Annotated in this window: 20 protein-coding genes and 1 tRNA gene; 14 read left to right on the top strand and 7 right to left on the bottom strand. The window is 65.5% G+C overall.

Translation table 11 applies throughout. The annotated features are described in order from the left end of the window. Nucleotides 1-24: 24 nt before the first annotated feature. The gene (locus OVY29_RS07890; RefSeq protein ID WP_037556783.1) at nt 25-462 is read right to left on the bottom strand and encodes an MAPEG family protein; all 438 of its coding nucleotides are present in this window, start codon (nt 460-462) and stop codon (nt 25-27) included. Nucleotides 463-786: 324 nt separating this feature from the next. Here OVY29_RS07890 and rpmF point away from each other — a divergent pair, with 324 nt between their 5' ends. From rpmF to OVY29_RS07865, 5 genes are all read left to right on the top strand, one after another. Continuing rightward, nucleotides 787-966: a 50S ribosomal protein L32 gene (gene rpmF / locus OVY29_RS07885; RefSeq protein WP_011541714.1), complete on the top strand. Its 180-nt coding sequence runs from the start codon at nt 787-789 to the stop codon at nt 964-966. Nucleotides 967-988: 22 nt separating this feature from the next. Next, nucleotides 989-2023 (top strand): phosphate acyltransferase PlsX, encoded by a 1035-nt coding sequence (gene plsX / locus OVY29_RS07880; protein WP_037556784.1) that lies wholly within the window; start codon nt 989-991, stop codon nt 2021-2023. Further along, on the top strand, nt 2020-2985 hold the full coding sequence (locus OVY29_RS07875) for a beta-ketoacyl-ACP synthase III (RefSeq protein WP_313911151.1): 966 nt from the start codon (nt 2020-2022) through the stop codon (nt 2983-2985). The genes plsX and OVY29_RS07875 overlap by 4 nt, the downstream gene beginning before the upstream one ends. A 176-nt stretch (nt 2986-3161) precedes the next feature. Continuing rightward, on the top strand, nt 3162-3455 hold the full coding sequence (locus OVY29_RS07870) for an integration host factor subunit alpha (RefSeq protein ID WP_037556786.1): 294 nt from the start codon (nt 3162-3164) through the stop codon (nt 3453-3455). Between the two features lie 29 nt (nt 3456-3484). Then, on the top strand, nt 3485-3877 hold the full coding sequence (locus OVY29_RS07865; protein WP_235211570.1) for a MerR family transcriptional regulator: 393 nt from the start codon (nt 3485-3487) through the stop codon (nt 3875-3877). A 77-nt stretch (nt 3878-3954) separates the two neighbouring features. Here the strand turns inward: OVY29_RS07865 and OVY29_RS07860 are convergent, their stop codons facing one another. Then, nucleotides 3955-5268 (bottom strand): DUF6438 domain-containing protein, encoded by a 1314-nt coding sequence (locus OVY29_RS07860; protein WP_313911150.1) that lies wholly within the window; start codon nt 5266-5268, stop codon nt 3955-3957. Between the two features lie 539 nt (nt 5269-5807). Between OVY29_RS07860 and OVY29_RS07855 the strand changes: the two genes are divergently transcribed. The 8 genes from OVY29_RS07855 to OVY29_RS07820 all read left to right on the top strand — a co-directional run bounded on the left by OVY29_RS07855 (nt 5808) and on the right by OVY29_RS07820 (nt 13058). After that, the gene (locus tag OVY29_RS07855; RefSeq protein ID WP_037556789.1) at nt 5808-6992 is read left to right on the top strand and encodes a GNAT family N-acetyltransferase; all 1185 of its coding nucleotides are present in this window, start codon (nt 5808-5810) and stop codon (nt 6990-6992) included. After that, complete coding sequence (locus OVY29_RS07850) at nt 6989-7855, top strand: cupin-like domain-containing protein (protein WP_037556790.1); 867 nt, start codon at nt 6989-6991, stop codon at nt 7853-7855. Before OVY29_RS07855 ends, OVY29_RS07850 begins: the two co-directional genes overlap by 4 nt. A 280-nt stretch (nt 7856-8135) precedes the next feature. Continuing rightward, a complete protein-coding gene (infA, locus tag OVY29_RS07845; RefSeq protein WP_010162480.1) occupies nt 8136-8354 on the top strand; it encodes a translation initiation factor IF-1 in 219 nt (72 codons plus the stop codon). 26 nt (nt 8355-8380) lie between these two features. Further along, a complete protein-coding gene (locus tag OVY29_RS07840; RefSeq protein ID WP_037556797.1) occupies nt 8381-8953 on the top strand; it encodes a Maf family protein in 573 nt (190 codons plus the stop codon). Next, a complete protein-coding gene (locus OVY29_RS07835; RefSeq protein WP_037556791.1) occupies nt 8946-9938 on the top strand; it encodes a ribonuclease in 993 nt (330 codons plus the stop codon). Before OVY29_RS07840 ends, OVY29_RS07835 begins: the two co-directional genes overlap by 8 nt. Beyond that, nucleotides 9928-10110 (top strand): DNA gyrase inhibitor YacG, encoded by a 183-nt coding sequence (locus OVY29_RS07830; protein WP_037556792.1) that lies wholly within the window; start codon nt 9928-9930, stop codon nt 10108-10110. The genes OVY29_RS07835 and OVY29_RS07830 overlap by 11 nt, the downstream gene beginning before the upstream one ends. An 84-nt stretch (nt 10111-10194) precedes the next feature. After that, nucleotides 10195-10270: transfer RNA gene (locus tag OVY29_RS07825), tRNA-Phe, on the top strand. Between the two features lie 220 nt (nt 10271-10490). Continuing rightward, nucleotides 10491-13058: a TonB-dependent receptor gene (locus tag OVY29_RS07820; RefSeq protein ID WP_235211571.1), complete on the top strand. Its 2568-nt coding sequence runs from the start codon at nt 10491-10493 to the stop codon at nt 13056-13058. Nucleotides 13059-13203: 145 nt separating this feature from the next. Here the strand turns inward: OVY29_RS07820 and OVY29_RS07815 are convergent, their stop codons facing one another. After that, nucleotides 13204-16179, bottom strand: coding sequence for a TonB-dependent receptor domain-containing protein (locus OVY29_RS07815; protein ID WP_313911148.1), 2976 nt, complete (start codon nt 16177-16179; stop codon nt 13204-13206). 436 nt (nt 16180-16615) lie between these two features. On the opposite strand from OVY29_RS07815, the gene folE reads away from it, so the two are divergent. Further along, complete coding sequence (gene folE, locus OVY29_RS07810; protein WP_037556793.1) at nt 16616-17215, top strand: GTP cyclohydrolase I FolE; 600 nt, start codon at nt 16616-16618, stop codon at nt 17213-17215. 13 nt (nt 17216-17228) lie between these two features. Here the strand turns inward: folE and OVY29_RS07805 are convergent, their stop codons facing one another. From OVY29_RS07805 to OVY29_RS07790, 4 genes are all read right to left on the bottom strand, one after another. After that, entirely contained in the window at nt 17229-17885 is a 657-nt protein-coding gene (locus OVY29_RS07805) for a Fe2+-dependent dioxygenase (RefSeq protein WP_037556794.1), read from the bottom strand. 10 nt (nt 17886-17895) lie between these two features. Beyond that, on the bottom strand, nt 17896-18933 hold the full coding sequence (locus OVY29_RS07800; protein WP_037556795.1) for a hypothetical protein: 1038 nt from the start codon (nt 18931-18933) through the stop codon (nt 17896-17898). Nucleotides 18934-18996: 63 nt separating this feature from the next. Further along, the gene (locus OVY29_RS07795; protein ID WP_313911147.1) at nt 18997-19548 is read right to left on the bottom strand and encodes a SixA phosphatase family protein; all 552 of its coding nucleotides are present in this window, start codon (nt 19546-19548) and stop codon (nt 18997-18999) included. 56 nt (nt 19549-19604) lie between these two features. After that, nucleotides 19605-22355 carry an ATP-dependent DNA helicase gene (locus OVY29_RS07790; RefSeq protein WP_037557768.1) on the bottom strand — a complete coding sequence of 917 codons (2751 nt, stop codon included), beginning with the start codon at nt 22353-22355 and terminating at the stop codon, nt 19605-19607. Nucleotides 22356-22381 lie beyond the last annotated feature (26 nt).

Below are 22381 nucleotides of genomic sequence, written 5' to 3'. Positions count from 1 at the left end.
CTCCCGCAAGCGGGAGGGGAGAAATTACTTCGGCGTTGCTGCTACCGTCTCGACCTCGGTCGCCGTGATGCTCACCGGCGTGAGATAGACGATCGCGAGTGCGGTGAGCGCGAGGCCGAGCTGGGTGAGCATGGTGACGATCGTGCCGACCATGCGGCCCCACATCATCCCGTCCATGCCGAGCGCGTGGAGAATGCGGCCGACGAGATAGAGCGCGCCGACGGCCCACAGCCACATCGACGAGCCGAAGCCGAGTTCGACGAGCGCGAGCAGGATCAGCACGAAAGCGGTGTTTTCGACGAAATTGCTGTGCGCGCGCATCCGGCGGGTCAAGAGGTCGTTGCCGCCGTCGCCGATGAAGACTTTCTCCCGCGTCCGCACGCGGCCGACGCGGAGCGCGAGCCACAGGTTGAGCAGCGCCGCACCGGCGGCGATCGTCAGGCTGATCGGCAAGATTATCATTTGTTCCCCCTCTTGCACCGGCTGGCCCGGCGACAAGGATGGTGTGGCATTGCGCGGGGAGCAGGGCAAGCCTGCGCCGGAGAATGACGTCGCAGCCATTCCCGCGCAATGGGCTTGCCTTTGCGGGCAAAAACGCTATAGCCGCGCCCGATCCGGCACCCGACACCATCTGGCGTTGAGGCACCTTCCGGCGGAAGTTTTTCCTGCGTCATCCAGACGGGAATGGGCTTCGGCGTGGCGGGCGGGCCAGTCTTTTCCGGCAACGGGAACGACAAATCCGGGTAGCCGATTCGTGACACACTATTTGAGAATGCAGGAAAAATCATGGCCGTTCCCAAGCGAAAAACCTCGCCCTCGAAGCGCGGCATGCGTCGCAGCCACGACAGCCTGAAGGTCGAAGCCTTTCAGGAATGCCCGAACTGCGGCGAGCTGAAGCGCCCGCACAACCTCTGCAACGCCTGCGGCCATTATAACGGCCGCGAAGTGGTGTCGGTCGGCGCGTAATAAACAGGCCGGAGGGCATTAGATGGCACTGACACCGCGAATCGCAATCGATGCGATGGGCGGTGACGTCGGCGTGCGCATGATGCTCGCCGGCGCCGCGATGGCGCGCCACAAGCACGACGGCCTCCGCTTCATCCTCGTCGGCGACGAGGAGCAGATCAAGGCCGCGCTCGATCATCACCCGAACCTGCGCGCAGCGTCGGACATCCTCCACACCGACGGCGTGGTGTCGGGCGAGGACAAGCCGAGCCAGGCGCTGCGCAAGGCGAAGAGCACCTCGATGGGGCTGGCGATCGATGCGGTGAAGCGCGGCGATGCCGGCGGCGCCGTTTCGGCGGGCAACACCGGTGCTTTAATGGCGATGGCGAAGCTCGCGCTGCGCACGATGCCGGGGATCGACCGGCCGGCGCTCGCGGCGCTGCTGCCGACGCTCGGCGACAATGACGTCGTCATGCTCGACCTTGGCGCGAACACCGATTGCGACGCCAACAACCTGATCCAGTTCGCGGTCATGGGCGCCGCCTATGCGCGCACCGCGATGGGGCTGGAAAAACCGCGCGTCGCGCTGCTCAACATCGGCACCGAGGAGCTGAAGGGCACCGGCGAGATCCGCGACGCCGCGGCGCGGCTGCGCGAGGCGCACGGACTGCCCATGGAGTTCACCGGCTTCATCGAGGGCGACAAATTGTCGCGCGGCAATGTCGATGTCGTCGTCCATGACGGCTTTTCGGGCAATATCGCGCTGAAGACGATCGAGGGGACGGCGCGCTTCGTCACCGACCTGCTCCGCCGCGCCTTTACAAGCTCGACGCGTTCGAAGATCGGCTTCCTGATCTCGCGCCCCGCGACCGAGTTGCTGCGCCACCATCTCGACCCCAATAATCACAATGGCGCGGTGTTCCTCGGCCTCAACGGCGTGGTGCTCAAGAGCCATGGCAGCGCCGATGCGAAGGGGGTCGCGAACTGCGTCCACCTGTGCGCCGAGCTGATCGAAAAGGATATCACGCGTCAGGTGACCGAAGATCTCGCCAACTTCCGCAGCGGCGACGCGGCATGACGCTGCGCGCGATCCTGGCCGGTACGGGTTCGGCGCTGCCGCGCACGCGCGTGTCGAACGCCGAGCTCGCCAGCCGCGTCGACACGAGCGACGAATGGATCGTCGAGCGCACCGGCATCCGTTTCCGCCACATCGCCGAGCCCGACGAGACGACCGCGACGCTCGGCGCCGATGCGGCGAAGCAGGCGCTGGCGGCGGCGGGGCTCGAGGCGGCGGACATCGGCCTGATCATCGTCGCGACCGCGACCCCCGACAACACGTTTCCGGCCAGCGCAACGAAAGTGCAGGCGCTGCTCGGCGCGCCCGACTGCATCGCCTTCGACGTCGCCGCGGTGTGCTCGGGCTTCCTCTATGCCGTGTCGGTCGCCGATTCGATGCTGCGCACCGGCGCGGCGAGGCACGCGCTGGTGATCGGCAGCGAGACGTTCAGCCGCATCCTCGACTGGGAAGACCGCACGACCTGCGTGCTGTTCGGCGACGGCGCGGGCGCGATCGTCCTGTCGGCCGAAGAAGTCGTCGACGACCGCGGCATCCTTGCGACGCGGCTCCATGCCGAGGGCAAATATTCGGACATGCTCTATGTCGACGGCGGGCCGTCGACGACCGGAACGGTCGGCCATGTCCGGATGCAAGGCCGCGAAGTGTTCCGCCACGCGGTCACCAACCTTGCCAATGTGCTGGCCGAGGTGATGGAAGAGCTCGGGCTGTCGGCCGAGCAGATCGACTGGGTCGTGCCGCATCAGGCGAACAAGCGGATCATCGACGCGACCGCAAAAAAGCTGGGCCTGCCCGCCGAGCGCGTCGTCCTGACGGTCGACCAGCACGCCAACACGTCGGCGGCGTCGGTGCCGCTCGCGCTCGACCTTGCGGTGCGCGACGGGCGGATCAAGCGCGGCGACCTGGTGGTGCTCGAAGCGATGGGCGGCGGCTTCACCTGGGGCGCGGCGGTGCTGCGGGTTTAGGCTGAAGTCGCGGCACCGGCAGTGGATGGAATTCACCGCGTCAACTTCTCCTTCCATCCGTTTCAGTTTGGCGGATTAATTCGGATTTGTTACATATGCGTAACGGGACTCGTGACGGTGGGGGCTGTCAGGGAACCGGCCGCATAATTTCGCTTCAGGAGGGGGAAGGGATCAACATGACCGCAGGGACGCTTACGCGAGCCGATATCGCCAGCCGCATCAACCAGCAGATCGGCTTGTCGCGCAATGAATCGGCGGCAATCGTCGAATCGATTCTCGACCATATGTCCGACGCGCTCGCGGTCGGGCAGAATGTCAAAATCTCGGGTTTCGGTACCTTCGTGCTGCGCGACAAGGCGCAGCGGATCGGCCGCAATCCCAAGACGGGGATCGAGGTTCCGATCCTGCCGCGGCGCGTGATGACCTTTCGCGCCAGCCAGACGATGCGAGCGCGCGTTGCCGGCAAATAGGTTCCGCCTTATCGATGCCGGCGTCTGACATGGCCGGCGATGACGGCAAGGCGGCGGGCGCCATGCTGGCGATCGGCGAGCTGGCGGTGCGGATCGGCGTGCCGACGCATGTGCTCAGATATTGGGAAACGCGTTTTCCGCAGTTGAAGCCGCTCCAGCGGTCGGGCCGCCGCCGCTATTACCGCGCCGAAGATGTCGCGCTCGCCGAGCGTATCCACCATTTGCTGCATGTGCGGGGCTTTACGGTCGAGGGCGCGCGCAAGGCGTTGTCCGAACCGGCATCCGAGGCAGGCGCGGCGCCCGCGCCGCGCGCGGTCTCGATGCGCGAGACGCCCGATGCCGGTGCGCCGGCGCGGGTGGCGGGAATTCCGGTCGAGGCGCTTGTCGCGCTGCGCCAGCGGCTGGCCGCGGCGCTGGATTGAACCGGGGGCTGCGGTGGGGCGATGAGGGTTTTCGGGTGGGAACGCGGACATAGCTTTTTGCTAGGGAGTGCCTTCACTCAAAGCCCAGATCGATTGAGAAGCGCCAACACCTTCGGCCATTTCTGGTACTCGCTCCACCCTCTCAGGGTTTTCCCGTCTGCGGGCCTAACCGCCCCCAGTTCAGCGCCTCGAGAAATGAGCAATAGCGCAACGTCTTCATCTGAAATGTTGAAAAGGACATGTTCTCCTTCATTGTCCTTGAAGTCCGGATTGGCCCCAGCGTCCAACAGCAGTCTCGCGACGCCAGCGTCACTCACCTGCCACAAGACGCTATCGCAGTAGCCGTATTGGCAATGCTCGATTTTTGCTCCCGCAGCCAATAGCAGCCGGATAACTGCTCTGCGATCGGTGGTGGCAGGATGCTTTTCGTCATTGCTCATCACACCGTGGGCAGCTTCAAAGAGTGGAGGGTCGAAAAAGCGACTATCTTCATCATCTCCGTTCGGATTCGCCCCCAGTCGGAGCATCTCGCTAACAATCTGGGGGTCTGCGTTCGCAGCGGCACCCGTTAGAAGCTTTGTTGCGAAGGTGCGGTCAATCCGACGGGCGTTCTGCGGCTGATACAAAGCGTCGTACGCGGCGTGATTATCGGACTCCACTGCTTCCTGCAGCGCGCTCTTCCACTGCGCTTCGTCTGCAATCCCTCCGTTAGCAATCAGCCATTTGATCGCATCACTATGTCCTTCGTAGATTGCTGTTCTCAGTGGGCTCGGCCCTTTCGCCAGAAAAACCGGAGCCCTCAAATCCTTCAAGCGCTGCATCGTCCCCACGTCGTTGCGCTTCGCCGCAGCGTCCATGAGTTCGAGTCCCAAAATGCCAGCGAAGTCAGCGCCTTCTTCTTGAAGCATCGGGATGACCTGCGGTGTCCCCTCGATCCAGCGATCAGTTCGTGCTGCCGTATCAATTGCATCTTGAAGCGCTGTCACCGATGCGGGCATCCCCGCTTCCTTGCCGACATAGTCGACGACCGATTTCTTGCCGTTGCCGGTATCAATCGTCACCACATAGGTCGGGTTGTCGGTAACCTTCGCTCGATACTCATCGCGAAGGGAAAAGAATCGAGCTTCTTGGAATTGCGCCAGAAGTTGGTCGATCGCCTGTGGATCTATGGTTGTCTCGTGAGTGCCGGGGACCCGGACACCACTTTCTGTCGAGTATGCGCGATGAACATTCGCTCCATCATCGAGGTCGAGATGTGGCGTTGTTTCAAAAACCACGCGACCGCTTCCTGTGATCGTGACCTTGTAATCTGGACAAGACCCAAAGCAGGCAGTCCTTTGGAGACTGATTACAAGCTTTTCCTTGTTCACATCGGGAAAGGGAGTGCTCAAGAAATGGCAAGCGCCTAGCAACACACTGCAAATTCCAATCAAGATGGATCGCAAATTTGCACTCCTATACTTCATTCGCGCTCGCTTGCTTATCGAACAAATGGCGAATGTCCGCAATCGGTCGCTTGCTGCCATTGCGTCCCGAATTGTGCCGAACGGCGAAAACGGGGTGGGAAGCGGGTGTTTCCCAATATTCGTCATCCCACCGATCCGGAGTCCATCCCTTCCGCGCGGCGAGAATGGACCCCGGATCAAGTCTAACGAGCCACGTGTCTCGTTAGAGGGTGACGAGGAAAGAAGCATCCTCCCTGTGCCGCAGACATGGGGAGGGGGCAGCGCGAAGCGCTGGCGGAGGGGCCAATGGCGTGACGTCTCCGCCCCTCCACCACCGCTTCGCGGCGGTCCGCCTCCCCATGGCTTCGCCACAGGGAGGATTACATGGCCGCAACCGGCCGGCTGCCATTTCGACCGCACGAATGCGGAATTTCCCCGGACGAATCGCCACGCCATCTTAACGCTTCGCTGCTAATCTCTTGCCGATGACGGTCCATCCCGCCTTTCCGAGAAGCGCCGGCGAAGCCGCGCCGCTGACCGTGCGCGTCGTCGATCCGCTGTCGCTTTCGGGCGAGCTCGCGGCGGCGTGGGACCGGCTTGCCGATGAGGCGAGCGAGCCCAATCCTTTCGCCGAACGCTGGTGCCTGCAATCGGCGCTCCACCTGCTCGATCCCGAACGCCAGGCGCGGCTGGTGCTCGTGCGCGATGGCAGCGACGGGCCGGTGATCGGCGTGATGCCCGTCGCGCCCGCGTTCCATTATGGCCGCCTGCCGCTGCGGCATGTGACCGGCTGGGCGCACCCCAATCATTTTCATGGCGCCCCGCTGGTGCGCGCCGGTTTCGAAAGCCTGTTCTGGTCGATCCTGCTCGGCTGGTGCGATGCCGCGCCGTGGGCGCGCACGTTGCTGCATGTGCCGCGCCTGACCGAGGACGGCCCGCTCCACCGCGCGCTGGTCGATGTCGCGCGGGTGCGCGGCGGCGAGGCGCGGGCGGTGCACCGCGAAGAACGCGCGCTGCTCGAAAGCGCGCTGTCGCCGGGCGATTATTGGGATGGCGCGGTGCGCGCGAAGAAGCGCAAGGAATTGCGGCGCCAGGCGAACCGGCTCGCCGAAGAGGGTGCGGTCGGCGTCCGGCGCTGGCAGGCGGGGGAGGGGCTCGATCCTTGGATCGATGCCTTCCTCACCCTCGAAGCGCGCGGCTGGAAGGGGCGCGCCGGATCGGCGCTCGCGAGCCATGGCGATACCGCGGCGTGGTTTCGCGCGATCCTGACCGGCGCGGCGGACGCGGGGAAGCTCGACATGCGCGCGCTCGATCTGGACGGCCGCCCGCTCGCGATGCTGGTCAACTTCCTTTGCCCGCCCGGCGGCTTTTCGTTCAAGACCGCGTTCGACGAACATTATGCCCGCTTCTCGCCCGGGGTGCTGCTGCAACAGGCGAATCTCGACCTGCTCGACGATCCGAAGATCGCGTGGGTCGACAGCTGCGCCGCGCCCGGCCACCCGATGATCGACAGCGTCTGGCGCGAGCGCCGCGCGCTCGTCTGGGTCAATGTGCCGCTGTCGGCGCCCGCCGACCGGTTGCGCTTTGCGATGCTGGACAAGGCCGAGCGCCTGTGGCGGCGCTGGAAGGGTGCCGCCGCGCCCGCAAATGAAGTAGGAAGCCCGACATGACCGCGCACCAGCCGATCGACCGCGCCGTATTCCCCGCCGAAACGCTCGAGCGGATGGCGGCGCTCTATCCGCAGCGCGCGGGACTGCTGCACCACCATCTTCCCGACCATCCTTTGCTGTCGATCGAGGCGCTCGCGGTGCTCGGCGAAGGCCTGCCCGCCAGCGAGGTCGAATATAATCCGGGCGATGTGCCGATCGGCATCCGGCCCGAGGATGTGCCCTCGAACGGCCTGTCGATCGGCGAGACCATCCGCACGATCGACAGCAACGGCAGCTGGGCGGTGCTCAAGAATATCGAGAATGTCGCGGCCTATCGCACGCTGCTGATGGACCTGCTCGGCGAACTCGAACCCGTCGTGACCCCGCGCACCGGCGCGATGCTGACGCCGCAGGGCTTCATCTTCATCTCGTCGCCGGGGTCGATCACGCCGTTCCACTTCGACCCCGAGCATAATATCCTGCTCCAGCTCAAGGGGCGGAAGGTGATGAACGTCTGGCCCGCGGGCGACGAGCGTTTCGCGCATCGCCGCGAGCATGAGCGCTATCACACCGGCGGCCACCGCAATTTGCCATGGGAGGAGGCGTATAAGGACGACGCGCAGCAGGTGCCGCTCGGCCCCGGCGACGCGGTGCTGATGCCCGTGATGGCGCCGCATTTCGTCGCCAATGGCGATGCGCCGTCGATTTCGCTGTCGATCACCTGGCGCAGCGAATGGAGCTATCGCGAATCCGAAGCGCATGCGGCCAACGCCGCGCTGCGCCGCATGGGGCTCGACCCCGCGATGCCGCCGCGCTGGCCGAGCTATGCGTGGATGAAGACCGTCGGCTGGCGGATCGTACGCAAGCTCAAACTGGTGTCGTGACATTCCGATTCACGCGGAGACGCGGAGACGCGGAGATGTCGTGCCGGCCGCGCAGCGGCCTTTCCTCTTCCGCGCTGCGACACGACGCACCGTAGATGGAGAAAGGGCCTGTCGGCCCGAGCGAACCTCTCCGCGGCTCCGCGTCTCCGCGTGAGACAAAAAGAACCGGGTTCGCGGCCTTCCGCGCCCCTTGCACCGCGCTCCATGACAGATTGCTTTCAATTGCCGCGAATTGCGGTTATGGGCGCGCATCCCGATATTTCGAGCCCATAGAGGATAGATGGCGAAAGAAGAACTTCTGGAAATGCGCGGCCAAGTGGTCGAACTGCTGCCCAACGCGATGTTTCGCGTCAAACTGGAAAATGATCACGAGATTCTGGGCCACACGGCCGGCAAGATGCGCAAGAATCGCATCCGCGTTCTCGTGGGCGACGAAGTGCTCGTCGAACTCACCCCCTATGACCTGACCAAGGGTCGGATCACCTATCGCTTCAAGTGAGCGGCGCGGCGACCATGGCTGCGCCCATGCCAACACTGGTTCTGGCTTCGACCTCGCCGCGGCGGCGCGAATTGCTGGCGCGGATCGGGCTGGAGCCTGCGCGCATCGCGGCGCCTGAAATCGACGAGACGCCGCTGAAGGGCGAGCTGCCGCGCGATTATGTCGCGCGGCTGGCGCGGGGCAAGGCGCTCGCGGTCGCGCGCGCACCGGACGAAATCGTCCTCGCGGGCGATACGACGGTGGCGGTCGGGCGCCGCATCCTCGAAAAGCCGGCCGATGAAGCCGACCTGCGCCGCATGCTCGCCCTGCTGTCGGGGCGGCGCCACCATGTCTGGTCGGGGGTTTGCGTCGTCGGGGCCGATGATCGCCCGCGCGTCCGCGTCGTCGACACGATCGTCGCGTTCAAGGCGCTGAGCGCCGCCGAGATCGACCGCTACGTCGAATGCGGCGAGGGGATGGGCAAGGCGGGCGGCTATGCGATCCAGGGGCGCGCCGAAACCTTTGTGCGATTCCTGTCGGGGAGCCATTCGAACGTCGTCGGCCTGCCGCTCTTCGAAACGCGCGCGCTGTTGACGAGCGCGGGAATCCCGCTTGGCTGAGTGGCTCTATGAAGCCGGGATCGGCGAAGCGCGCGCGGCGCTGATCGAGGACGGCGCAATCGTCGAGGCGCGGATCGAACGCGAAGGCGAAGGGCCGCGCGTCGGCGCGATCGTCGGCGCGAAGCTGATCGAAGCGGGCAGGGGCGGCAAAGGCGCGCTGGTCGCGCTCGACTGGCCGGGGGCGCCGCAGGCGACGCTGACCGGCCTGCCGCCGTCGACCTCGACCGGGGCGCGGCTGATCGTCCAAATCACCCGCATGGCGCTGCGCGAACGCGGCCGCGACAAGCCCGCGCGGGCGCGGATGGCGGAGGCGGGCGCCGACGTCGGTGACGGGCCCGATCTGCGGGCGCGCATTGCCGCTACTGGCATCGCCGTCGCCGAGCTGCAACCGGCCGCTCCCGACCGGCTCGAACAGGCGGGCTGGTCCGAACTGATCGACCATGTCCGCACCGGCCACTGGCCCTTTGCGGGCGGCGCGCTGTGGGTCGATGCGACCCCCGCGATGCTGCTGATCGACATCGACGGCGAGGGGGACGCGCTGGCGCTGGCATTGGCGGGCGCGCGCGAGGCGGCGGCCTTGATCCGTCGCTGCGACATCGGCGGGTCGATCGGGATCGACTTTCCCTCGGTGCCCGATCGCGCCGGGCGGCAGGCGATCGACGCGGCGGTCGACGCCGCCTTGCCCCAGCCGTTCGAGCGCACCGCGGTCAACGGCTTCGGCTTTATGCAGATCGTCCGCCGCCGCGAGCGGCCCTCGCTGATCGAGCAGGTCCGGCTCGATCCCGCCGCGACCGATGCCGCGCTGCTGCTGCGTCAGGCGGAACGCGCGGTGGGGACGGGCGACCTGACGCTGACCGCGCGCGGCGCGGTGATCGACCGGATCGCGGCGCATTCGGCGTGGATCGAAACTCTACAAAATCGCACCGGCCGCGCGGTCCGCCTGATCGCGGATGCGGCCGTCAAAGGAGCGGGTCATGCCCAGTAAACCCCCGCGCTGTCCGCTGTGCGGCAAGCCGCGCGACCCCGAATATAAGCCCTTTTGCAGCCGCGGTTGCCGCGATCGCGACCTCCTCAACTGGTTCGGCGAGGACTATCGCGTGCCGGCCGATCAGGCGCCCGACGGCACCGCCGACGACGATCGTTTCGACGAGGGATGATCGCAAAGAAAGATGCTGGACAGGACGCAAAGCCCTGCCTATAGCCGCCGCTCGCCAGCGCGGCCGACCGGCCGCAAGCGCTTCGCCTGGGTAGCTCAGTTGGTAGAGCATGCGACTGAAAATCGCAGTGTCGGCGGTTCGATCCCGTCCCCAGGCACCACCCCTCATCCATCGTTGCTTCAGCACTTTTTGTGACAATCAGATTACGCCTGCCGTAGCGTAAACTGTTGCTTTTGTGCCACTAATGGACGGAAAAGCCGGATGCTCGCGCGCGCGCGCGTTGACGCCGCGGGGCGGTGCGTTAGACCGGCACTTCACCGTCGGGCATCTCCCGATAAGCCTTTGGCTGCGCCGCGACGGTTTTGGAGAGAGGACCTGTCATGATTTTGCGCAACATTTTGTTGGGCGGCACGATGCTGTGCGCTGCCACGACCCCGGCCTATGCCTTTGCCCAGGATGCGGCGCCCGCGACGCCTGCGGTCACCGACGACAGCGATTATGGTAATGACATCATCGTGACCGCAACCGGCCGTGCGCAGCGCTCGCAAGACATCCCGATCGCGGTCAATGTGGTTGGCGGAGAGCAGCTGGAAAACTCGGGCATCAGCGATATTCGCGGGCTTCGCCAGATCGCGCCCAGCTTTCAGGCGACGACCGGTCAGTCCTCGGCAACCGGCGTCGTGCTGCGCATCCGCGGCATCGGAACCGCAGGCGACAACCCCGGCTTCGAACCCTCGGTCGGCGTCTTTGTCGACGGCGTTTTCCGCGCGCGCGCAGGCCTTGCCCTCGCGGACCTGCCGCCGATCGACCGCGTCGAAGTGCTGCGCGGGCCGCAGGGCACGCTGTTCGGCCGCAACACCTCGGCCGGCGCGCTCAACATCATTACGCAAAAGCCCAGCTTCAATCTCGGCGGCTATGCCGAGGCGAGCTATGGCAACCTCGACGAGATCGAGCTGAAGGCCGGCGTCACCGGACCGGTTTCCGAAACGCTCGCGGTGCGGCTCGACGGCGGCTACCACAAGCGCGACGGCTATATCAAAGACGTCAACAGCGATCGCCGTTTCAACGATCTCGACCGCTGGTCGGTGCGCGGGCAGGCCTTGTTCGAAAAGGATGACGTCTCGTTCCGGCTGATCGCCGATTATGCCAAGACCAATGAGCAGTGCTGCGGCGCGCTCAACACCAATTCGGGCTTCGCGCAGCCGGGCACGCCGGCCTTCGCCGCAAGCGCTGTGATTCAGGGGCTGGCCGCGGCCAATGGCCTGACCGGCATCGTGATCCCATATAACCCCAAGAATCGCGAGGTCGCGTACTCGCCTGATCGGGACCTGACCGAAAAAATGCGCGAATGGGGCGTTTCGGGCCAGCTCGACTGGGATCTGGGCGGCGTCGAACTGACGTCGATCACCGCCTATCGCGACTGGAAGGCGATCCGCGGCATGGACGTCGATTTCTCGGGGATCGACCGCGCCTATCGTGAAAATATGCCCATCAACATGCGCGATTTCACGCAGGAAATCCGCCTCAAGGGCACGGCTTTCGACGATCATGTCGACTGGCTGATCGGCGGCTTCTACCTCAACGAGAAGCTGCGATATACCGAACGCACCCGCTTCGGCACGCAGGGCGCGCAATATGTCGACGCCTTTATCAACGCGCTGACCGATTCGGCGGTGCCCGGTCCGACGGGCTTCCAGATTTTCCAGTCGATCCCGAACTCGCCGCTGGTGGGACAGGTACTGCTGGCGTCGAACCCGCAGCTCGCGGCCGCCGCCGCGCAGGCGGGCGTGCTCGACACCTTCCTGACGCCCCTTCCCGCGCCGCAGGCGGGGCAGGGGCAGATTGGCGATCGTTATCGGGTCGACACCGAAGCCTTTGCGCTGTTCACGCACAATATCATCGACTTCAACGACAATGTCTCGCTGACCCTTGGTCTGCGCTACAATCATGAATCGAAGAAGCTGAACGCCGACCTGCAGTCGAACCTGCCGGGGTGCGCGACGCTGCAAAGCGATCGTTACGGCCTCTATCGCCAGGCGCTGCAGGGTCTGCCGTCGGGACTCGGCAACGCGATTTTCAACCTTGTCTGCAACCCCGTGGTCAATCCCGAATTCAACGGCATCTTTCGCGACAAGCGCAGCGAGAGCAAGCTGACGGGAACTGCAAAGCTGTCGGTCAAGCTCGACGATCGCGTGATGGTCTATGGCGGTTATGACCGCGGTTATAAATCGGGCGGCTACAACCTCGACCGCGGGTCGTTCGACACCGCCTTCCTCGGCGGCAATGGCGCACAGGCGTCGGACCTCGAGTTCGGGAATGAAGATGTCGATTCGTTCGAATTCGGCGTGAAGACCGATTTCAGCAACGCGTTCCAGTTCAACGCCAATGCCTTCTATACCGAGCTCAAGGGCTATCAGAACCTGGCGTTCGAGGGGAATAACTTCGTCGTCCAGAATTTCGACAAGCTCGTGGCGAAGGGTGTCGAGCTGGAATCGGTGATCCGTCCGGCGCCCAGCCTCAACATTGTGCTCGGCTATTCCTATGTGGATACCGAAGTGAAGGACGCGGTCGCCGGCGACGACAACGGCTTGCCGCTCACCAATTCGCCCAGGCATGTCGTCACCGGCGCGGTCACCTGGACGCCGCAGCTCAGCAGCAATGTTGGCGGCCTGCTGCACCTCGACTGGCGGATGAACAGCGACGCGAACACGATGAACGATCCGGTCGCGGTGCCGTTCACGACCAACGATGGTTATACGATCGTCAATGCGCGGGCGGGCCTGAATTTCGGACCCGACCAGAATTATGCGGTCGAGTTCTACGTCGAAAATCTTTTCAACAAATATTACAACATCACGGCCTTCCCGATCCCCGAGCAGAGCGCGAGCTTCGCCGTCTATCCGGCGCCGCCGCGGCTCTATGGGGTGAAGCTGCGCGCGAAGTTCTGATTGATGCGCTGACGCGCAGGGTCGAAGAAGGGGCCGGGCCATCGCATGATGGCCCGGCCCTTTTCTTTTCGTCGGTCCCGATCAAAAGAATACCCGGCCTCTCGATCGAGAGGCCGGGTTCGTCGGTATTGTTGCCGGTCGGTCGTCAGAATCGCACGCCCGCCGCGATGCCGTAGCGGCGCGGTTCGAGGGTGAAGATGTTGGTGTAATTCCCCGACGACTGGTCGGTGATGTAGAGGCCGGTGACGCTGTTGGCGTCGAAGACGTTCTGGATGAACCCCTTCACATACCATTTGTCGTCGGGACCGTTGAGCTGCAGCTGGGCGTTGACCTGGGCATAGCCCTTGATCCGGTTCACATTGCCGTTGAAGATGCTGCCATAGCTTTCACCGGTATAGGCGAGGTCGACGCGGGGGACGAGCGTCATGTCGCCGTCGCCCAGCCGCGCCGTATATTGGATGCCCGCGCTGAACTTGTAGTTCGGCGCCTGCGGCAGCTGATTGCCCTTGATGTTGACGGGAATGCCGGCCGAATATTGGAAGGTTTCGCCGTTGATGGTGGTCGAGGTTTCGATGCCTCCGAAGGCTTGGCCAAGAGTCGGCGCGAGTGCCGCGACGACGGCGCAAACGCTGTAGGCGCCGGTCGACGCGATACCGCCATCGGCCGGGAAAGGCTTTGTCCCCTGCAAACCGGCTCCGGCCTGAAGACCGGGAATGGCGCCGGCATTGATCAGCTGATTGACCTGATTCACATAGGCGTTGACTCCCGCCACGCTGCCGGATGCTGACGCCACCGCACAGTTCGCTGCGTTGGTGATATCCTTGATGATCACCGCATCGGCGCGTCCGCCGCCAAAGTCGCGAGGGTTGCTGGTATATTTGTCGCTCGCGACCTTGGTGTGCAGATAGCTGAAGCCCAGATTGATCAGCACATCGGGATCGGGGCGGACCATGCCTTCGACTTCGAAGCCGTAGATGTCGGCGTCAACATTGTCATTGACCGCCGTGCGTGCGACGATCTTGCTGAGCTGCAGATCCTTGTATTTATAATAGAAGGCGGTGAGGTTCAGCTGGAGTGCGCCGTTGCCAAAGGTATTTTTTGACCCGATCTCAAAAGCGTCGACTTGCTCGGGCTGGAAGGACTCGGGCACCTGGAAGATCGGCTGCAGCGGCGGGTTGATGCCCCCCGATTTGTAACCGCGCGAATAGGAGGCATAGAGGAGATTGTCCTCGGTCAACTTGAAGTCGAGCACCGCGCGCCCAGTCCATTCGTTGAACTTGACGCTCCGCGACTGGATCAGCTGGTTGCCGGGTGTGCCTGGATCGGCGTCGAAGGTGCCGACGAAAGGCGAATCGAAGGCCGTCCCCGTTTGGCCGAAGGGCACGAGGAAACTGGCCAGCGTCGAACGCGCTTGGACGCTCTTCTTGTCGTTGTTGTAGCGCAGACCGGCGGTCAGCTTGATCCGGTCGTTGAACTCGACATAGGCTTCGCCGAAGATCCCGTAGGATTTGATCTTTAAATCGGCGGTATTGTTACGGAAGAAGGGCGTGCCGAGGAAGGAGGGCGGCAGCCCGTTGCTCAACGAGTTGAACGCGCCGAGAACGCCGGTCAGATAATCGATCGGGAACGCGTTCACGTAATAGCTGTTCTCGGTCAGGTGATAGTCGGCATAGATGCCGCCAAGCAGGAAGTTGAACGGCCCGTCGAAGTCGCTCGTCAGGATGCTTTCGACCGACCAGCTGCTGTTATACTGGTTCGAACGGTCGAATTGCAGCGACTGGTCCGAACAGATGCTGTTGCCGCCGAACGAGCCGAAGCCGCTCTCTTCCGCGAGAGAGGTGCAAAGCTGGCCGTTCGGTCCGTTCGGGATGATCGCGTCGGCAACCGGGGCGAAATAGGCCTGAAGCGCCGGGCCGAGCGCGCCGCCCGCCGCCGCCGCAAGCGTTGCGAGGCCGCCGGCATAGAGCGAGCGGTCGCCGATATTGCTGTTATAATCCTGCGACGCGTCGAGCTTGACCTTCTGATACTGGCCCGAAACCTGCAGCGACACCGGGCCGAAATTATGCTCGATCTGGCCCTGCAGCGTCAGTTCGCTGGTGAAATAGCTCGGCGTATAGGCGGTGTTTACCGTGCGCGGATCCGACGGGATCGTCGTATTGGCATAGACGTCGGGGCCATAGAGGCTGCCCAAGGCGAAGGCGGCGGGGATCCCTTGCGTTGCGAGGAATTCGCGCGAGGTCAGCGCCGCGGTGAAGGTCGCGTTGCCGTTGAAGGGCGAATTGTCGAGGCGGTTGTTCAAACAGCCGAGGATGCCGGTCGGGTCGCGCTGGCAGAGCTGTTTCTGGATGCGGGTGCGCTTGTCCTTTTCGCGGAAATAGGATGCGAGCAGGTCGATGGTGGTGTCCTCGGTCGGCTCCCAGCGGAACGAGCCGCGGACCGAATAGAGGTCGCGGTCGTCGATCCGCGTGTCGAGGAACTCGTTCTTCGTATAGCCGTCGCGGTTGAGGTAGATGCCCGCGACGCGGATGCCGGCGGAATCGCCAAGGGGGATGTTGACCATCGCCTTGCCCTTGAGCGAATTATAATTGCCATATTCGGCTTCGGCGGCGGCTTCGAACGTTCCGAGCTTCGGCTTGGCGGTGATGACGTTGACCACGCCCGACGTCGCGTTGCGGCCGAACAGCGTGCCCTGCGGCCCGCGCAGCACTTCGACGCGTTCGAGGTCGAAGAATTCGGTTTCGAACAGGCGGGTCGAAAACAGCGGATCGCCGTTCAGATGGATCGCGGTCGCGCTGTCGCAGGTCGTGCCGACGCAAAGGTCGCCGATACCGCGGATCGTGAAGCTGGCGCCGGTGAAATTGGTCTTGGTGAAGGTGACGTTGGGCAAGGTCAGCTGAAGATCCGACGGGGTCTTGATCTGCTGCGCTTCGAGCGCTTCGGTCGAAAAGGCGCTGACCGCGATCGGCACGTCCTGCAGACGTTCCGACTGGCGCTGCGCCGTGACGACGATTTCGCCGCCGAAAGCATCGCGTTCCACTTCATCCGCCGCGTCTTGCGCATATGCCGGCGTCGCCACCGTCATCGCAAGGAGCGACGTTCCGATCAGTGCCTTGAACTTCATCTATAGCCTCCCTTTTTCAGCCCCGCGAGGTGCGGGGCCGCCCAACTTTCAAATTGTGGTAAGGGGAGGGGATACGACCAGACATGGCAAAGGGCACCGGGCCGAAACGGCCATGTGCCCTCGTGAATCCCACTTGCCAGCTATGCTGGTCATCGTCCTCTCCCGCCGGCGTCGGGGAAAACGCCGGCCTCTCCGGAATACGACCCGCTTGAGCGAGTTCTGTATGGCAAGGAAGGTGCGCCGAGTTGACGAAAGCGTCAAGTCACTTGTTCGGCCCGAAAAAGGACGCGAAACCGCGCCTCTCCGGAATGAGAAAAAGTCAAGATTCCGCAACGTAAAGTTGACGGGGGAGGACAATTTCTTTTGGTCCTGCCCTTGCGTATCTCCATCGGGACGTCGAAATGTGCGACATGATGGCAACAGTGAAAGCGGGGCAATGAGCGACAAAGTCGAGTTGGGGCCGGACGGCAAGGTGGTGGTTCCGGACCATGTCGCCGACGCGGTGCGCACGTTGATCGAGTGGGCGGGCGACGACCCGGCGCGCGAGGGTTTGCGCGACACGCCGCGTCGCGTCGCGCGCGCGTGGAAGGAATATTGCCAGGGTTATGGCGAGGATCCGTCGGTCCATCTGTCGCGCACCTTCGAGGAAGTCGGCGGCTATGACGAGATCGTGCTGCTGCGCGACATTCCGTTCCAGTCGCATTGCGAACATCATATGGCGCCGATCACCGGCAAGGCGTCGATCGCCTATCTGCCGAAGGACCGCGTCGTCGGCATCTCGAAACTCGCGCGCGTGCTCAATGGCTATGCGCGGCGGTTGCAGGTGCAGGAGCGCCTCACCGCTGAAGTCGCGCGCTGCATCTGGGACAATCTCCAGCCGCACGGCGTCGCGGTGGTGATCGACGCGCAGCATGGCTGCATGACCGGGCGCGGCGTGCGCACCCCGGGCGTCGGCATGGTGACGAGCCGCCTGCTCGGCTGTTTCCTCGACGACGAGCGCAGCCGCAAGGAAGTGCTCAGCCTGATGGGCTATTGAGGGTGGGTGGCGCCTAGCGCCGCCACATCCTGAGCAGCTGATACTGGACCGCCTGGAGCCGCGTGAAGTTCGCGGGCTCCATCTTGCCGCCCTCCAGCGCGGCCACCTCGTTGAGTTCGTACATCAGGCCGCGGTGCTGGACGTCGGGGATCAGGCTCTGGATGAAGGTGATCGCGACGAGCCGCTCGCCGCGCGTCACCGGCTCGACCTCGTGCAGCGTGTGCGAGGGATAGATGATCGCGACCCCCGGGGCTTCCTTGAAGCGCAGGTCGGCGCTGCCCAGCCGTACATGCAGCGCGCCGCCGTCATAATCGGCGGGGTCGTTGAGGAAGACGGTGCAGCTGACGTCGGTGCGCAGCTGGCCGTCGGGCAGCGGGATATAGGCGGCGTCGGGGTGCAGCCCATAGTGCATGCCCGGCGTGTAGCGCGTCAGCAGCGGCGGCGCGATGCGCGCCGGAAAGGAGAATTCCATGAAGTCGGGATTCTGCACCATCGCGTCGAGCAATATCTTCGACGAACGTTCATAGGCGCCCGCGTCGTGAAGCTGCAGGTTGTTCTTCACCTTCGAATGCGGGTTGCTGATCTTGCCGTCGACGAATTTTCCGCCGGCGGCGATCTCGCGCAGCGTGCGGACCGCATTGTCGTCGAGCAGCTGGACGAGCTTGAACATCTAAAGCTTCCTATTGGCCGTGGATCGGCAGGTCGGCAAGGCTTGTATAGCGCGCGGCGAGCGCTTCAACCCATGCGATCGCTTCGGCGATCGCATGGGCATGATCGCGCGCTGCCTGCGCCTGCAGTTCGCGGCGAAGGTCGGGGCTGTAGCCATGTTCGGGCGCCTTCGAATATTGGCGCATGATCGGCCCGGCGAGCGCGGCATCGATACGCGCGCTGTCGACCGGCAAGCCGAAATGCGCCGCTTGCGCCGCGAGCGCGGCGGCGGGGGCGGTCAGCATCGCCTCGAAATCGACCCAGAGGTGGCGCGGAGCGTCCGGTGGCAGCGCGCGCTGCGCCGTCGCCATTTCGCACAGCCAGCTCATCGCGACGCGGATGACCGGCGGCAGCTGCCACAGCGCATGCGGGAAATCGGGAAGCAGGCCCGCGAGCCGCGCCATGCGCGCCGGGGCCTGTGTCAACGTTTCGGCCATCGACGCCTCGCCCGCGAGGATCGTTTCGATATAGCGGGGAAGCGGGACATGGAGGAACAGCGCGTGGCCGTCGGGGCCCGTGAGGTCGCCGGCGATCACGGTGATCACGCTCGACGCCTTGACCATCGCGCGCTGGTCCGGCGCGAAGCCGCGGCCCAGCCAGCCGAGGCTTTGCGCGAGGCGCGCGCGGTAAAGCTCGGGCGACCAGAGCGATTCGGGCCGGTCGAGCCGCTCGGCGACCTGCGCCAGCGTGCGCAGCAGCATCGGCTCGCGCAGCGGCAACGCGCCGCCGACCTCGGCGAGCAGGCGCGAGACCAGCGTCGATCCGACATGACCGATGTGGAAGATGAAATCGGGCCGCGGCGCCGACGCGCCGAGGTCGGGCAGCGCGCTCCACGCCGTCCACTCGCGCCCGATGCGATCGGTGAGCAGCCGCTGGTCGAGGAAGCTCGCGGCGCGATAATCGGCTTCGCCCAGCAGCGCGATCAGCACCCGGTCGTTCGCGAGGTCCGCCATATGCGGCAGCAGGCTCGCATCGGCGGCGAAGCGGGACTGGAAGCGGTCGTCGGCCATCATTTGCCGCCATAGGGGCGACGAGGCGGGTTGGCCAGACGGGACGGGCGGGCGAGCTGGGCCCTAATCGTCGTCCATGGCGGGGGCGAGCGCGGGGTCGAGGTCGCGGGGGCGGATGAAGTCGGCGAAGCGCGCCATGCCGGTGTCGAGATCGTGCCAGTCGGCGATGTCGAGGTCGAGGCGGGCGAGCGCCGAGGTCGGGAGCTTTTCCTCGACCCTGGCGCGGAGGTCGTCATCGTCCGATTCGGGGACGAGCATCAGGATCAGATCCTCGAGGCCCGGATTATGCCCCGAGATCAGCAGGTGTTGCGCATCGCGGCCGGTGTCGCGGATCACGTCGATCAGCGTCGCGGCCGAGGCGAGATAGATGCGGCGGTCCCAATGCGGTTCGAGCGCGTCGAGGCCGGCGGCGGGCTGGAAGATGTCGAGCGTTTCGGTCACGCGGACAGCGGGCGAGGCGACGATGCGGTCGACGGGCAGTTTCCGCCGTTTCAGCCATTGGCCGATCAGTTCGGCGCCGCGCGCGCCGCGCTTGTTGATCGGACGGTCGAAGTCGCGCTCGACGGCCACGTCCCAACCCGACTTGGCGTGGCGCAGGATGGTCAAGGTTTTCAAAATTTCTCCCCGCGTCCCCGCGCTTATGCCCTTATTCGGGGCCTTGTGCCGCAAACTTATGACGGTGAAAAGGCGGCAAACGCGCTTTTTCGCCTTTCGACATTCGCCGCGGCGACATGATTGACCGCCTCGTCGAGCGGCAGGCGACGGACCGGCGTTCCTTCGGGAAAGGCGCTGAGCAGCCGCGAGGGAAAGCTGGGCGAGAGCATCACGAACTGGCCGAAATCGTCGGCGCGGCGGATCAGGCGGCCGAACGCCTGTCCGATACGCGCGCGAATGACCATGTCGTCATAGGCGCTGCCGCCCTGCGCCGCGCGGCGCGCCGCGTGGAGGATCGTCGGGCGCGGCCATGGTACGCCCTCCATCACCACGAGCCGCAGCGAATCGCCGGGGACGTCGACGCCGTCGCGCAGCGCATCGGTGCCGAGCAAGGAGGCGTGCGGGTCGGCGCGGAAAATGTCGACGAGCGTACCGGTGTCGAGCGGGTCGACATGCTGCGCGAAGAGCGGCAGCCCGGCGCGCGCGAGCCGGTCGGCGATGCGCGAATGGACGATGCGCAGCCGCCGGATCGCGCTGAACAGCCCGAGCGCGCCGCCGCCCGACGCCTCGATCAGCCGGCTGTAGGCGCCGGCGAGCGCGGGCAGGTCGCCGCGCGCGATGTCGGTGACGATCAGCACTTCGGACTGGCGCGCATAATCGAAGGGGCTCGGCACGGCGAAATGCTGGACGCCGCCGTCCATGTGGCGCGCGCCGGTGCGGATGTCGGCGTCGGTCCAGCCTCCGCTTCCTTTGTCACCCCTGCCGTGTCCGCCGCCGCGCAAGGTCGCCGAGGTGACGAGCACGCCCTGCGCCGGCCGATAGACGACTTCGGCGATGGGACGCGCGGGGTCGAGCCAGTGGCGGTGGAGGCCGCAGTCGAACTCGCGCCCGTCGTAACGGTCGACCGCGAGCCAGTCGACGAAGTCGGGGTCGGCGGGGCCGCCGACGCGCCCGAGCAGCGATAGCCAGCCGCCCAATGTGTCGATGCGCGTGCCGAGGCTGTGCCGCGCGCCGTCGACCCTTGCCCGGGCCTGCCCGTCGAGCCAGTCGGGCGGATCCTCGATCAGTGCCTCGAGCCTTTTGCCGAGCGCCATCAGCGGGCGGAGCAGCGCCTCGATCGCGTCGCTCGCGCTCGCGGCGGCGGTGACGAGTTCGGGGTCGGGATCGGCGAGCTCGGTTTCGAGGCCATAGCCGGTGTCGGCGGTGCGGCTGTCGATGCCGCGCGCGTAGACCATGGCGCGCACCGCGACGAGCAGCCGCTCGATCGCGCCCCACGGCTCATTCTCGGACAGGCGGCCGAGCCAGCCGTCGCCGGGGAGTTCGGCGGCAGCGGCGATCGCGGCCTGAATCGCGCGGTCTCCCGCCTCGTCATAGCTTGCGACATCGGCGAGGCGCGCGGCGAGGCCGCGGCGGCGCCCGCGCGATTTGCCCTCGGGCCCGAGCACCCAGCGGCGGATCTCTACCGCTTCCTGCCCGGTGAGCGCGGCGGCGAACATGCTGTCGGCGGCGTCCCAGAGGTGATGGCCTTCGTCGAAGATCAGGCGGGTGGCGGGCGCGCCGCCGTCGCGCGGGCGCGCCGCCTGCACCATCGTCAGCGCATGATTGGCGATGACGATATCGGCCTGCGTCGCGGCGCGCGCCGAATGTTCGATGAAGCATTTGCGGAAATGCGGGCAGCCCGCATAGATGCACTCGCCGCGCCGGTCGGTGAGCGCGGTGGTGCCGTTGCGGCGGAACAGCGCGGGGAGCCAGCCGGGAAGGTCGCCGCCGATCATGTCGCCGTCGCGGCTATAGGCGGCCCAGCGCGCGACGAGCTGCGCGAGGATCGCGGCGCGCCCCGAAAAGCCGCCCTGCAGTGCATCCTCGAGGTTGAGCAGGCAAAGGTAATTTTCGCGTCCCTTGCGCACGACGACCTTTTCGCGGTGGGTCGCGGCGTCGGGGTAGAGCCGTTCGGTCTCGCGCGACAATTGGCGTTGCAGCGCCTTGGTGAAGGTCGAGATGCAGACGCTGCCCGCCGACTGGTCGATCCATTGCTTGGCGGGGGCGAGATAGCCGAGCGTCTTGCCGATGCCGGTGCCGGCCTCGGCGACGAGCATCTGCGGCGCGTCCTTGCGCTCGCGCGGGCCGAAGATCGCGGCGGTCGCGCGGGCGTAATCCTGTTGTCCGGGGCGGCGCTCGGCGCCGTCGCCGGTGAGGCGGTCGAGCCGCGCGGCGACGTCGGCTTCGTCGATCGTCACCTGGCGCGGCGCGCCGCGCGGCGATTGCTCCTCCCATTCGGGGAGGCGGGCGAAGAGCCACCGATCATTGGCGTCGGGGCGCGACAGGCGCGGCTGGACGAGCGGCGCCCACGACCAGCGCTGGCGCGCGAGCGCCTCGACGCCGTGCCACGCGCCTTCGCGTTCGGGCCAGTCGGGATCGGTGAGGCTGGCGAGCATCGCCGCCGCGGCCTGGGGCAGGAAGGCGGCGATGTCTTCCTCGGCCTTCGGCGGCGTCAGCCCGACGGCGGCGGCGATCCCCGCCGGGGTCGGCACCGCGAAGCGCGCGGGGTAGAGAAAAGCGAAAAGCTCGAGCAGGTCGAGCCCCGAGAGTTCGGGATAGCCGAGCCGGTCGCCGGTGAGCGTCGCGTTCAGGAGCAGGTGCGGCGTTGCCGCGACGGCGGCGATCGCCTCGCCGCGCCCGACGCGCTGGACGCGGCCGTGCGTGTCGGCGATCCAGATGCCGATATGGCTCGCGTGGATCGCGGGCAGAGTAAGCGGGTCGGGCGCCATCGTCCCACGCTAGGGACAAAAGGCGA

Source organism: Sphingopyxis sp. SE2, from assembly GCF_032227185.1.
In the GTDB taxonomy this organism is placed as follows: Bacteria; Pseudomonadota; Alphaproteobacteria; order Sphingomonadales; family Sphingomonadaceae; genus Sphingopyxis.
Note: the sequence above shows the minus strand (reverse complement) of the source record. Positions and strands in the feature narration are given on the sequence as shown.